Annotated in this window: 10 protein-coding genes; 4 read left to right on the top strand and 6 right to left on the bottom strand. The window is 68.0% G+C overall.

Annotation, left to right across the window (positions count from 1 at the left end; translation table 11 throughout):
• Positions 1 to 158 (bottom strand): GntR family transcriptional regulator (locus BLA15945_RS29675; protein ID WP_113976490.1); only part of this gene is annotated, 158 nt, incomplete at its 3' end.
• A 575-nt stretch (positions 159 to 733) separates the two neighbouring features.
• Between BLA15945_RS29675 and BLA15945_RS29670 the strand changes: the two genes are divergently transcribed.
• On the top strand, positions 734 to 2,908 hold the full coding sequence (locus BLA15945_RS29670) for a DUF4132 domain-containing protein (protein ID WP_174994083.1): 2,175 nt from the start codon (positions 734 to 736) through the stop codon (positions 2,906 to 2,908).
• A 10-nt stretch (positions 2,909 to 2,918) separates the two neighbouring features.
• Here BLA15945_RS29670 and BLA15945_RS29665 read toward each other — a convergent pair whose 3' ends face one another.
• Entirely contained in the window at positions 2,919 to 4,331 is a 1,413-nt protein-coding gene (locus BLA15945_RS29665) for an aminotransferase-like domain-containing protein (protein WP_174994082.1), read from the bottom strand.
• 231 nt (positions 4,332 to 4,562) lie between these two features.
• Between BLA15945_RS29665 and BLA15945_RS29660 the strand changes: the two genes are divergently transcribed.
• The gene (locus tag BLA15945_RS29660; protein ID WP_174994081.1) at positions 4,563 to 5,792 is read left to right on the top strand and encodes an NAD(P)/FAD-dependent oxidoreductase; all 1,230 of its coding nucleotides are present in this window, start codon (positions 4,563 to 4,565) and stop codon (positions 5,790 to 5,792) included.
• Positions 5,793 to 5,830: 38 nt separating this feature from the next.
• On the top strand, positions 5,831 to 6,982 hold the full coding sequence (locus tag BLA15945_RS29655) for a branched-chain amino acid ABC transporter substrate-binding protein (protein ID WP_059242078.1): 1,152 nt from the start codon (positions 5,831 to 5,833) through the stop codon (positions 6,980 to 6,982).
• 30 nt (positions 6,983 to 7,012) lie between these two features.
• Here the strand turns inward: BLA15945_RS29655 and BLA15945_RS29650 are convergent, their stop codons facing one another.
• Both BLA15945_RS29650 and BLA15945_RS29645 read right to left on the bottom strand, forming a co-directional pair.
• Positions 7,013 to 7,930: a hypothetical protein gene (locus tag BLA15945_RS29650; protein WP_059242079.1), complete on the bottom strand. Its 918-nt coding sequence runs from the start codon at positions 7,928 to 7,930 to the stop codon at positions 7,013 to 7,015.
• 71 nt (positions 7,931 to 8,001) lie between these two features.
• Positions 8,002 to 8,325, bottom strand: coding sequence for a TfoX/Sxy family protein (locus BLA15945_RS29645; RefSeq protein WP_059242081.1), 324 nt, complete (start codon positions 8,323 to 8,325; stop codon positions 8,002 to 8,004).
• Positions 8,326 to 8,613: 288 nt separating this feature from the next.
• Between BLA15945_RS29645 and BLA15945_RS29640 the strand changes: the two genes are divergently transcribed.
• Positions 8,614 to 10,644 (top strand): SMI1/KNR4 family protein, encoded by a 2,031-nt coding sequence (locus tag BLA15945_RS29640; protein ID WP_174994080.1) that lies wholly within the window; start codon positions 8,614 to 8,616, stop codon positions 10,642 to 10,644.
• Positions 10,645 to 10,858: 214 nt separating this feature from the next.
• Here BLA15945_RS29640 and BLA15945_RS29635 read toward each other — a convergent pair whose 3' ends face one another.
• Positions 10,859 to 11,269, bottom strand: a complete 411-nt coding sequence (locus BLA15945_RS29635; protein WP_059242085.1) for a tautomerase family protein — start codon at positions 11,267 to 11,269, stop codon at positions 10,859 to 10,861.
• 14 nt (positions 11,270 to 11,283) lie between these two features.
• On the bottom strand, positions 11,284 to 11,595 hold the full coding sequence (locus tag BLA15945_RS29630) for a carboxymuconolactone decarboxylase family protein (protein ID WP_059242087.1): 312 nt from the start codon (positions 11,593 to 11,595) through the stop codon (positions 11,284 to 11,286).
• Positions 11,596 to 11,606 lie beyond the last annotated feature (11 nt).

Genomic DNA, 11,606 nt, shown 5'->3' with positions numbered 1-11,606 from the left:
CGGCTTTCCAGCAGCAGATACGCATGCAGCACGGTCGTGATGCTGATCCGGTGCTGCTGGCTCGCCTGCCGCACCGACGGAATCCGGTCGCCGTGCCGGTACACGCCCTGGCGGATCAGACGCTCGATGTCGTCCGCGAGTTTTTCATAGAGTTTCATCGTGCGCCTCCCGCCGGCAGGCGCAGAAGCGCCGCCCTGCCGTGTGCGCCCGACACGCACGTGTTTCGCCCGCCGACCGGGCCGTCGTGATTCCTGATCTTTCCCTCCGGTTTTGCCTTTTCCATCGCACTGGCTCTCTTGAAGATGCGCCAACAGGGTTCCGGTAAGACTGGATCTGCGGCACTGTGCACTTGATGATGGAATCTTAAGAGCAGAACAGTTGGCGACGAGTACACACATCGACCACGCGAACAAGAGTACAGTTCGACGCGAATCGCGCATGGCGGGATAACTGTACGTCTTATGAAATGGCCGGCTGGCCGGGAAACCGGCGCGGCGCGGCCGGATCGGCCCGGAACGCCCGCCGGACGGGCATTCGCCCGATTGCCTCAATCGGGGTGCAATACTGTGCGGCCGCACGGCGTTCAGTGCCGGAGTCAGTCCCATGCCGCACGCGATCGAACGAGCAGCCGGCCTCGGTGGCGCGATCCGAAACGCCCGACAAGTACAGATGAAATGGTGTCAAAACGAAACGGCCGACCGTGCACCGCACGCCGCCGGGAAGGAAACCGCACATGACCGATCGCAACCTCGCCGCGCTGCTCGTCGCGCGCCTGACCGGCACGGCCGACCATCCGCGCTTCACCGGCGCGCCGATCGACCTGTCGACGCTCGACGCGCACACGCTCGGTGCGGCCTGGCCGGCACTGCGTCGCGCCGAGTACGAGATCATGCTGCGCGACCACGCGTACGACGACCCGCGCGCCGAATTCGCGCGCTGGCTGCGCGGGCAGATCGACGCGCTCGGCCTGGAGCCGCTCGTCGACGCCGATACCGCACTCGAACTGTTCCGCGACATGCCGCCCGGCGGATGGAAACGCGCGCTGGAAGACCTGCCCTGCCTCGACGCGCTGCCGTCGCCCGCGCTGCAGGCCGAACTCGCGCGCATCGCGGGCGAATCGGAAGACGGCGAGATCCGCGCGAAGTCCGCATATGGCGCGTATGCGCTCGACTGGTTTGCCGGCCGCCGGGACTTCTCGGCGCGGCGCGAGGCCTACGCACAGGCGCTGGCCGACTCGCCGTTTCGCGTGCGCGAACTCGACGTGCTGCCCGAGCTGGGGCCGGCCGCGCTACTCGCGCTGGCCGCGTCGAGCAACGGCTACTTTGCGCCGAAGCGGCTGTGGCTCGATGCCAGCGATCCGGCCGTCACACTCGCGGAAGACGCCGCGTATGTCGCATTCGCGCACGACGCGCTGACCGACGCAGCAAGACAGATCGCGGCCCTTCATGCCGGCACCGTGCCGTACGAAGCCGACCGCGCGTTCACGATCGATGATGCACAGGTCGTTGCGCGCGCCGTGCGCGTGGCCGCCTATCGCGACGAAGCATGGCTGCGCCCGCTGATCGGGCCGTTGCTGACGGGCGTGTGCGTCGCGCCGACGGCCGCGAAGACGGTGCCGTCGCAGTCGCTCGCGATCGCGCTTGGCCATGCAGTCGAAACGATCCCGACGCCCGAGAGCGTGCGCGCGCTGCGCGACGCGCTGGCCACGGTGCGTCATGCAGGCGTGCAGAAGAAGCTTGCACGCAACCTGAAACCGGCCGAACGCATGCTCGGCGAGCGGCCGCACACCGCGCTGCGGATGACGCTCGATGCAAAGCCCGACAAGAAGCAGCTTGCGATGCTCGCCACGTGCATGGAAGCCGGCTTCTGGCAGCCGATGACGCTCGGCCACGCCGAATGGCGCGAACGGCTCGTCGATGCGCCGGCCGGCGCCGCGTTCTCCGCGCGGATGATCTGGCAGGCGCGCGGCAGCGATGGCGCGACGCAATCGTTCATGCCCGACATCGCGAAAGGCAAGGTGGTGCTGCGCGACGCGGCCGGGCACGCGTGCGAGATCGCCGAGGACAGCGACATCCGGCTCTGGCACCCGCTGCTGGCCGACGCGGACGAACGGCTCGCGTGGCAGCGCGCGATCGTCGGCCGTTCGCTGCGGCAACCGGTCAGGCAGGCATTTCGCGAGTACTACGTCCCGGCGGACGACGACGCGTCGGCCAGCGATTCCGCGATGTTCGAAGGTCATGTGCTGTCGAGCCGGCCGCTGCTCGGCGTCGCGCGCCGCGAAGGCTGGTCGATCCGCGCGTACGACGACGGACTCGTCCGCGAATTCGGCGACGTGCGCGCGACCTTTCTCGTCGATGCGCGGCTCTATCCCGGTTCGGAAAGCCACGGCACGTCGCGCCGGCTGCACGTCGAACGCCGGCATGAGCGTCGCTGGGCGCCGCTGCCGATCGGCGAGATCGACCCTGTCGTGTTCTCGGAAGTCGCGCGCGCGGTCGACCTGCTCGTCAGCGTGGCCGCGTTCGCGCTCGACGACGATGCAACGCGTGCGGCCACCGCCACGCGCACGACGGACCCGGTCCGCCAGCGCGATCTCGAAACGGAACGCTGGCAGCGCCTGAACCGCTTGTCGGATCTGCCGCTCGGCGTAATGGCGCGGCATCGCAAACACGTGCTGTCGCTCGTGTTCGCCGAACCGGTCGCACAAGGGAAGATCACGATCGACGAACGCCACGTGCGGGTCGGCGCGTGGTCGGTGCATTGCGCGACCGGCCGCGTGACGCGCGATGGCGCGCCTGTCGATGCCACGATCGAGCCGCCGCCGTCGCCGCTGCGCGCGGTGCCGTGGCTGCCTTACGACGAAGCGCTGCTGCAGCGGATCGTCGACGTCGTCGCGGATCTGCTCGACTGAGCGGGCGCCGTCAGATCGAACCGAACAGCGCGCGCGGCCGGTCCTTCAGCGTACCGGACAGGATCCGCAGCCCGTTGACGAGCTCGTCGCGCGTGGCCGGGCACGCGAGGTTGATGCGCACGCCATGCTCGATTTCCGCGCGATCGACCGCGAACGTCGACGACGGCATCACGATCACGCCGCGCGCCTTCGCATTCGCGGCGAAGTCGTCGGCACGCCACGGCGGCGGCAGCCGCAGCCACACGAACATGCACGCCGGATCGGACTTCAGCTGCCCGGCCGGCAGCAACTCCCGCGCGAGATCGACACGCGCGCGGATTTCCGCGAGTTGCGCGGCCATGATCCGCTCGGCGGTGCCGTCCTCGATCCATACCGTCGCGATCAGCATCGATGTCGGCGCGGGCATCCATGCGGTCGTACGCACGGCTTCCGCGCACAGCGCGACGCTGTCGCGCGGGCAGCTCAGGTAGCCGAGGCGCAGCCCCGGCGCGAGGATCTTCGACGTCGCGCCGATATGGAACGTCAGCTCGGGACACAGCCCCGCGATCGCCGGCAGCCGGTCGCGCACGAGCGGGCCGTATACGTCGTCTTCGATGATCGTCACGTGATGGCGCCGCGCGACGTCGACGAGCGCCATCCGGCGCGCGAGGCTCATCGTCGTCACGGTCGGGTTCTGCAGGTTCGGCACGACGAAGATCGCCTTGACCGGCATGCGCTGGCAGATCCGCTCGATCTCGTCGGGCAGCAGGCCGTCGTCGTCGGCCGGCGCGCTGACGATCTCGAACTGGAATACCGGCGCGAGCGCCTTGAGGCCGTAGTACGTGAGGCGATCGGCAATGATCACGCCGTCGGTACCGATCAGGCTGTTCAGCACCGCATACAGCCCGTGCTGCGCGCCGCTCGTGACGACCACCTGGTCGCGCGGCGGCGTGAAGCCGGGCGCGGCGAGCCACTGCGCGCCGGCCGCGCGCGCCCAGTCGGGCCCCTGCGGCGGCTGGTATTCCTGCAGCGCGGCGAACCGCGGGTCGTTCGGCAGCGTGCCGAACGTCTGCGCGAGGCTCGCGAGAAACTCGCCGGTCGCCGGGCGGTTCACGGTCAAGTCGATCACGCCGTTGCCCGCCGCAAGCGACGCGCGGGCCGGCTCGATGCTCGGCATTGCGCCGCCGGTGACGAGCGAACCGCGCCGCTTGCTGCCGATCACGAGGCCGCGCAGCTGCAGTTCCTTGTACGCACGCGACACGGTCGACACGTTGATGCCAAGCTCGGTCGCGAGCTGACGCTGCGGCGGCAGCCGGCTGCCCGGCGGATACGTGCCGTTGCGGATTTCCGCCTCGATCGAGCTCGATACCTCGACATAAGTCGGCCGCTTCGCCTGCACCAGCAGGCCGCTGTCGCGCTCGCCGGAAAGTTTGTCTGATGCCATTTGTCGCCTGTGACCACACAAAAAGCGTTTGTCTGCCGTTTTGGCTTGCCCAGCGATTGTATATGACATCCCCGCCCCGTCAAACGCCCAGGGAAAAGTCTGCTGAATCAATGTATTGGAATCGGGTAAACACTGGCACCACACAATCGATTTTTGATTGCACACAAAAAATTACTGTGTGATTCTTGATCGCAACTTTGTGTGAATCACGTGGACCGGAGGGGAAGCGTCATGGCGAATGTCGCCATCGTGGGTGCAGGCTTCATCGGGCTCGGCGCAGCGGCATGGCTGCAGCGCGACGGGCATCGCGTGACGCTGTTCGATCCGGCCGGCATCGGCCAGGGCACGTCGTTCGGCAATGCCGCGACGTTCGCGCCGTACGGCTGCGTGCCGGTGAACGGCCCGTCCGTGTTCCGCAACATCCCGCACTTCCTGTTCGCTGCCGACAGCCCGCTGCGCATCCGCTGGCCTTACCTGCTGCGCGGCGCACCGTGGCTTGCGCGGTTCCTGCTCGCGTCGACGCCCGCGCGCCATGCGCGCAGCGCGAGCGCGCTGGCCGCGCTGCTGTCGCGCGCCGCCGACGGCTATGCGCCGCTGCTCGCGCCGCCGCGGCTCGCCGCGTTCGTGCGGCCGCGCGAATGCCTGTACCTGTATGCGCGGCAGGCATCGTTCGATGCCGCGCAACCGTCGCTCGCGCTGCGGCGCCGGCTCGGCGTGCCGTTCGAGACGCTCGACGCGAGCGCGATCCGCCAGCTCGAGCCCGCACTCGCGCCGATCTTCACGCGCGGCGTGCTGTTCGTCGGCAGCTGGCATTTCTCCGACCCGCACGGCTTTCTCGGCGAGCTGTTCGCGCAACTCGCCGCCTCCGGCGCAACGCTCGAACGGGTGCGCGTCGAGTGGATCGCGCCCGCCGGCGACAGCGTGAACGTGCAGGCGGGCGGCACGGTGCGCGCGTTCGATCATGTCGTCATTGCCGCAGGCGTACGCTCGCGCGAATTCGCGGCCGCGTGCGGCGACGCGGTGCCGCTCGATACCGAGCGCGGCTATCACGTGCAGTTCGCCACGCACGAGCCGATCGTCACGCGGCCGGTCGGCTGGGCCGAACGCGGCTTCTACATGACGCCGCTCGACGAAGGGTTGCGCGCGGCCGGCACCGTCGAACTCGGCGGCTTCGACGCGCCGATGAACCCGTCGCTCGTCGCGCTGCTCACGCGCTCCGCACGCGAAGCCGTGCCGTCGCTCGGCGCGCCGACGCGCAGCTGGCTCGGCTTCCGGCCGACGCTACCCGACGGCGTACCCGTCATCGGTCACGCGCGGCACAGCGCGCGCGTGATCCACGCATTCGGTCATCAGCATCTCGGCGTCACGCTCGCCGGCATCACCGGGCAGATCGTCGCCGACCTCGTCGCCCGGCGCACACCGCCGCTGGACCTCACGCCGTACCGGGCCGCGCGATTCTGACGCGCGCCACGACTTCCACCCACACAAGGAGAGGCATCATGAATCGTCGTCACTGGCTGGTATGGCTGGCCGTCTGCTCGATCGGCACGGTCGCGGGGGCCGCGCAGGCCGCGGACCCGGAAACCGTCAAGATCGGCTTCGCCGGCCCGCTGACGGGGCCGGTCGCGCGCGTCGGCAAGGATCTGCAATACGGCGCGCAGCTCGCACTCGACGAGGAGAACGCGAAGCATCCGACCGTCGGCGGCAAGCCGGTGCGCTTCGTGCTCGACGTGCAGGACGACCAGGCCGATCCGCGCATCGCGATCCAGGTCGCGCAGAAGCTGGTCGACGACGGCGTGGTCGGCGTGATCGGCCACTACAACTCCGGCTGCAGCATTCCGGCGTCGGCCGTCTACAAGCAGGCGAACGTCGCGATGATCACGCCCGGTTCGACCAATCCGCAACTGACGATGCAGGGCTTCAAGAACGTGTTCCGCACGATGGGGCACGACGGCGTCGGCGGCGTGGTGGCCGGCCGCTTCGCGGTCGAACAGCTGAAGGCGAAGCGGATCGGCATCATCGACGATCGCACCGCGTTCGGCCAGGGTCTCGCCGACGCGTTCGAGAAAGGCGTGAAGGACGCGCACGGCAGCATCGTCGGCCGCGAATACACGAACGACAAGGCCGTCGATTTCCGCGGCATCCTGACGACGATGAAGAGCAACAACGTCGACCTGCTGTTCTTCGGCGGGCTCGACGAGCAAGGCGCGATGCTCGTCAAGCAGATGCGCTCGCTCGGCATCCGCGCGCAGCTGTTCGGCGCCGGCGCGTTGAAAAGCAACGCATTCCTGAAGATCGCCGGCAACGCGGGCGAAGGCACGCAGGATCTCGAGCCCGGCCCCGCGCTCGACAAGCTGCCGTCGGCCGTCGCGTTCGCGCAGCGCTACAAGGCGCGCTTCAACCAGGACGTCGAGCTGTATGCGCCGTTCGCGTACGACGCGGCGCTCGCGATGATCGCGGCGGTCCGCAAGGCTGATTCGCTCGATCGCGGCAAGATCGTCGCGAGCCTGCCGGGCGTATCGGTGACCGGCGTGACCGGCAAGATCTCGTTCGACGAGCGCGGCGACCTGATCAAGCCGCCGTACACGCTGTTCCGCGTCGAACAGGGGCAGTGGCACAGCATCCGCACGGTCGGCGGCGCGTCGAACTGATGCCGGGCCGCGCGCCGGCGGGCCACACCGTCAGCGCGCCGCCTGCTGCCGCTGCACCTCCTGCGCTTTCATCTGCAGATACGCGTTCCTTTCCACTTCGTGCAGTTGCTGCGGATACTGTTCGGTCGCGTCGAACCAGCGCGCGAGGCGCTGGTCGAGCGGCTTGTCGAGCGTCGCGAGATACGTGTCGATCGCGAGGTAGTAGCGCATCGTGTTGCGCTCCAGCAGCCCGCGCACGCCGCCGATGTACTGCGGCTGCGCGGCCGATGCGCCGACGTTCGTGAACCCGACCTTGTCGCTGCCGACCGTTGCCAGGTAGGTCTTCATCGCCATCCGGCCGACCGTGCCGAAGCCATACGAATACGTGAGGTGCAGGAACGTGCGCGACCCGCCGGCCGGCACGGCCTCCAGCGCGATCCGGTAGTCCTTCGTGCCCATCGGGCCGCTATCGGCGGTCAGGTCGACCTGGAAATAGTCGGGCGTCGCGGCCGCCACGCGATAGCGGAATTGCACGCGATAGGTGTCCGACAGCTTCTGCTGGATCTTGCGGCCGAGGTTCACGTCGAGCACCGGGCCGTTGCTGCCGCTCGACGCGTGACAGTACTTCGTGTTCAGGTGCAGGATCAGCACCGCGCACCAGTTCGCCGGGCCCTGCGCAGGATCGTCGAGCTGATCGCTCACGACCGCGAACGGATAATCGACCACCGCGTAGATGTCGCCCTTCAGCGATGACGACGATTCCGCCGATTCGAGGACCACCGGCCGGTGAAACGCGTTGTCCTTCAGTTGCGCGCCGAGGCTGCGATAGCGATCGAGCAACGCGGCCGCGCCGCCCGCACCGTCCGCGCCGAACGACAACGCGCTCCAGCCAAGACACGCAACCGCGACGAGCGCGTGCCACGCGCGGCGGGCACGCCACGTGCCGCGCGGATGTCCGGATGTCTCCATTCTTGTACTCCCTGGCGCGCGATGGCCGCACGCATGTGTCACAGAATACGCCTGCGTGTCGCGCACTGTCGCTATCGGCTCCGCTTCACCGGCATCGGCAACTGCGCGGCGGTGATCCGGATCAATGCCGACAGCCATTCGCGGTCGTCCCAGCGATCGCCGGCGATGACGAGGTGCGGCTTCGCGGCCGGATACGGCGGGGCTTCTTCGCAGGCGCCGAGATACGCGCGCCCTTCCGGGGTCGGCTTGACGAACAGCCGGTCGTCGCAGACGAGCGCGACCATCTTGCCATCGCAATAGATGCCATACTCGCCGAACATCTTGCGGGACGAGACCGTACCGGCCGCCGCGATCTGCTCGACGATGAAATCGACCGTGCTCTGGCTGGATGCCATTCATTGCTCCTTGCGAAAAAAATTATGACCGCCGCGTGCACCGACCGTTCCGTGCCATCGGCCGATGCGTTGCGGCGCGTCATTCATTCGTCGACCGCCAGCCTGTTCCAGCACCGGCCGGGCCGTCCCTGCCGACAATCTCCTGACACACCTGACAGTTACATCGCAACGCGATGAATCGTCCAATAGCGCTTCACAAAAATCCGCCTTCGGTCACGCGTCTGGAGAGAGACGCGGGCCGCCTGGCCGCACAATGGTGTGCCACGAAGCATCACGACGAGGAACCCGATGAGCGTACCCGCCCGCTATCCCGCATGGCTCAGGCAAGCCTATGAACCATGCCGGCGCCTCGTTCCCGGCGCGATGCTGAGCGAGTCGATCCCGATCGACGAAGCGGCATTGCGCGTCACGGCGGAGGACATCCTCGCCCCGGACGACGTTCCGTCCGTTCCGCTGGCCGCCTGCGACGGCTATGCGCTGCGTGCGGCCGATACAGCAACCGCCTCTTGCCGGGAACCCGTCGAGCTCGACTGCAAAGTCGGGCTGGGCCAGCTGGCGTCGCGAACGGCCAGCCCGGCTGCCCGCGCGCTCGGCGAACGGCAAGTGGCCAGCATTCCCGCCTACGTCGCGATGCCGGATCACGCCGACACGGTTGCGCCGAACGCCGAGCATCGGTGGATCGACTCGCACACGGGCGCACGCCTGCGGTTTCATGCGCCGCTGGCGGAAGGGCAGCACGTGATCGCCATCGGCAGTGAATTCCGGAAAGGACACGTGCTGCTCGCGAAAGGGATGCGGATCACGCCCGCGCGACAGGCGGCGCTGATAGCGGCAGGTGTGCGCGACGTTGCCGTCACGAGGCGGCCGCGTGTCGGCGTCGTGATCGCCAGTTACGATGTGGCGCCGCCGGGCCACGCGCGCGAACCCTGGCAGCGATTCGACTCGATGGGCCCGTATCTGCGCGCGGTGCTGCGGCAATGGGGTTACGACGTCCCGGTCGTCGAATATCTGCCGTTGCCTTCGACAGATTCGTTGTCGCCCGAGGTGGAGCGCAACGAACGGGCCTTCAAGCAGCAGCTGGTCGAGCTGTCCAGCCGCTACGACCTGATCGTCGGCGCCGGATTGCCGGCGGGTGCGCCATTCGGGATTCGCGGCCTGAATGCGCAGATGATGTATTCGAACAGCCGGGAGACGGTCCAGGTCCGGCAGGTGCCCGGCGAACGCTTCAACGTCGGGCGAAGCGAAGACCGCTCGCCGCCGACGAAGTGGACAGTGAAATCCGCGAGGCCGGACGGCTTCGTCTACCGGACGGAGTCGTTCACCCGCTACGACCAGGCCGTGCTGGTCAACCTGCCGGGTCACACGAGCGGCGTCGCCGTACTGCTGCATACGATCGTCCCGCACGTGCTCGACCTGCTGGAGCACATGGCGACGCCGGGGCCGTATTGGGAAACCGCACTGACCGCGCACGACATCGAACCCGATGCCGAAGTCAACGGGATGCGATGGGGCAATCTGTCCGCCACCGACCGCGGCGAATCGCGGGTCAGCCTTCTGCCGTTCCAGGGTGACGGCCCCATCCGCGGCATGGCCGAAGCCGACGTGCTCGTCGCGATCCCGGCGGGCGTCGATGCACTGCCGGCCGGGACGCCCGTGCTGTTTCTGCGACTGGATGGCACGGGTACGCGCGCGTCGCGCACCGATGTCACGACGGACGACACCGCGACCGTTCCGGCGCAGTCGCCGCAGGCCGCGGCCTCCGCCGCTGCACCGGTTGCCGGCGCCGTTGCGCCTGATGTTCACGATGCATGGAAGCGCATCGAACACGCGATCGCCGCCCATCCCGCGAGCTTGCCGGGCGGCCTGAACGGGCCGGCCGACGCTCATGCGATTGCCGAACTCCAAGCCGCGCTGGGTTCGACGCTGCCGGACGACCTGATCGCCAGCCTCCGGTTGCACGACGGGCAAGCCGATCCCGACGCCGTGTTCGCCGAAAGCGATGCGTTGTTGAGCGCGCAGGAGATCGTCGCGCAATGGTCGATCTGGCAGAAACTGGTTGCGTCCGGCGACTTCGACGGCATGTCATCGGAGCCCGACGCCGGCATTCGCGACGACTGGTACAACCTCAAGTGGCTTCCGTTCACGCACGACGGCAGCGGCAACCATCTGTGCATCGACCTCGATCCCGCGGCAGGCGGCGTGGCAGGCCAGGTGATCCGCGTGTGGCATGACGACGAGCTGCGCGAACGCGTCGCGTCCAGTTATGCGGAATGGCTCGCGGGCGTGGCCGCGGAGCGCGACGACCGGTCCGGCGATTGACCGGCCGGAGAATGCGGGCCGGGGCGCCTTACCGAAGCCGGCAGTCGTCGATCGACTGCTCCGCGCACGTGCGCTTGTCGAAGCACTCGGCCCGGATGGTGGACATCCCGCGCTTTCGCCTTCGATGCGCTTCGGCCCTTTCGGTGCATCGGCTCTCGAAGGCGTTTTCTCCGTCGTCGCATGACCTGGTTCGGACCTCACGTCAACGCGATTCTCACGGTACGGCCCGATGAGCCGGCGGCGCCGTCAGCGATGCGGCCCGGCCATGCCCGAACGACCAGTCGTCGGCACCGGTCGTGCCGATGATCACCATCACGTCCGCGGGCCGGATGCCGGGGCTGTCCGCGAGCCGTTCGACGAGTTTCGCGTAGAACGCCGCTTTACACGCAGGACTGCGCACGCGGCCAGCCGTGATGTGGATCAGGACGAAATCGTCGGTGCGCGGCCCGCCACCGTAGTCCCGGTCATAGACCAGTTCGCCCGGCCGGCACTGCTGAAAGATCTGGAAGCAATCCCCGGCCGGCACCTCGAACGTTTGCTCGAGCGCCTCCTGCAAGCTCCTCGAAATCGCCGCCAACCAGTCGGCGGGCTTACCGTCCAGCAACGCAATTCTCGCGTAAGGCATCGAACACCTCTCCGTTATTCGGGCAGCGCGGCGAGCGCATTGATCGCGGATGCCGCGGCGGGCCAGCCGGCGTAGAACGCGAGGTGGGTGATCAGTTCTCCCAGCTCGCCTTTCGTGACGCCGTTGGCGATGGCTCTCTGCAGGTGTCCGGGCAGTTGCTCGGGACGATAGAGCGCCGTGAGCGCAGCAACGGTGGCAATGCTGCGCTCCCGTGGCGAAAGCTCGGGGCGCTGCCAGACATCGCCAAAGAGCACGTCTTCGCTCAGCTGAGCGAGCTTTGGAGCGAATCGCGTAATTTTTTCCAGATCGGTGGCGGGTTTGGCCATCAGGGCACCTG

Origin of the sequence: Burkholderia arboris (assembly GCF_902499125.1) — a bacterium.
GTDB classification, from domain to species: domain Bacteria; phylum Pseudomonadota; class Gammaproteobacteria; order Burkholderiales; family Burkholderiaceae; genus Burkholderia; species Burkholderia arboris.
Note: the sequence above shows the minus strand (reverse complement) of the source record. Positions and strands in the feature narration are given on the sequence as shown.

Excerpts from the sequence above, each read along its gene's own strand:
- BLA15945_RS29660 (WP_174994081.1), top strand. The coding sequence starts at position 4,563 with ATGGCGAATGTCGCCATCGTGGGTGCAGGCTTCATCGGGCTCGGCGCA.
- BLA15945_RS29650 (WP_059242079.1), bottom strand. The coding sequence starts at position 7,930 with ATGGAGACATCCGGACATCCGCGCGGCACGTGGCGTGCCCGCCGCGCG.
- BLA15945_RS29670 (WP_174994083.1), top strand. The coding sequence starts at position 734 with ATGACCGATCGCAACCTCGCCGCGCTGCTCGTCGCGCGCCTGACCGGC.
- BLA15945_RS29665 (WP_174994082.1), bottom strand. The coding sequence starts at position 4,331 with ATGGCATCAGACAAACTTTCCGGCGAGCGCGACAGCGGCCTGCTGGTG.
- BLA15945_RS29640 (WP_174994080.1), top strand. The coding sequence starts at position 8,614 with ATGAGCGTACCCGCCCGCTATCCCGCATGGCTCAGGCAAGCCTATGAA.
- BLA15945_RS29630 (WP_059242087.1), bottom strand. The coding sequence starts at position 11,595 with ATGGCCAAACCCGCCACCGATCTGGAAAAAATTACGCGATTCGCTCCA.
- BLA15945_RS29645 (WP_059242081.1), bottom strand. The coding sequence starts at position 8,325 with ATGGCATCCAGCCAGAGCACGGTCGATTTCATCGTCGAGCAGATCGCG.
- BLA15945_RS29655 (WP_059242078.1), top strand. The coding sequence starts at position 5,831 with ATGAATCGTCGTCACTGGCTGGTATGGCTGGCCGTCTGCTCGATCGGC.
- BLA15945_RS29635 (WP_059242085.1), bottom strand. The coding sequence starts at position 11,269 with ATGCCTTACGCGAGAATTGCGTTGCTGGACGGTAAGCCCGCCGACTGG.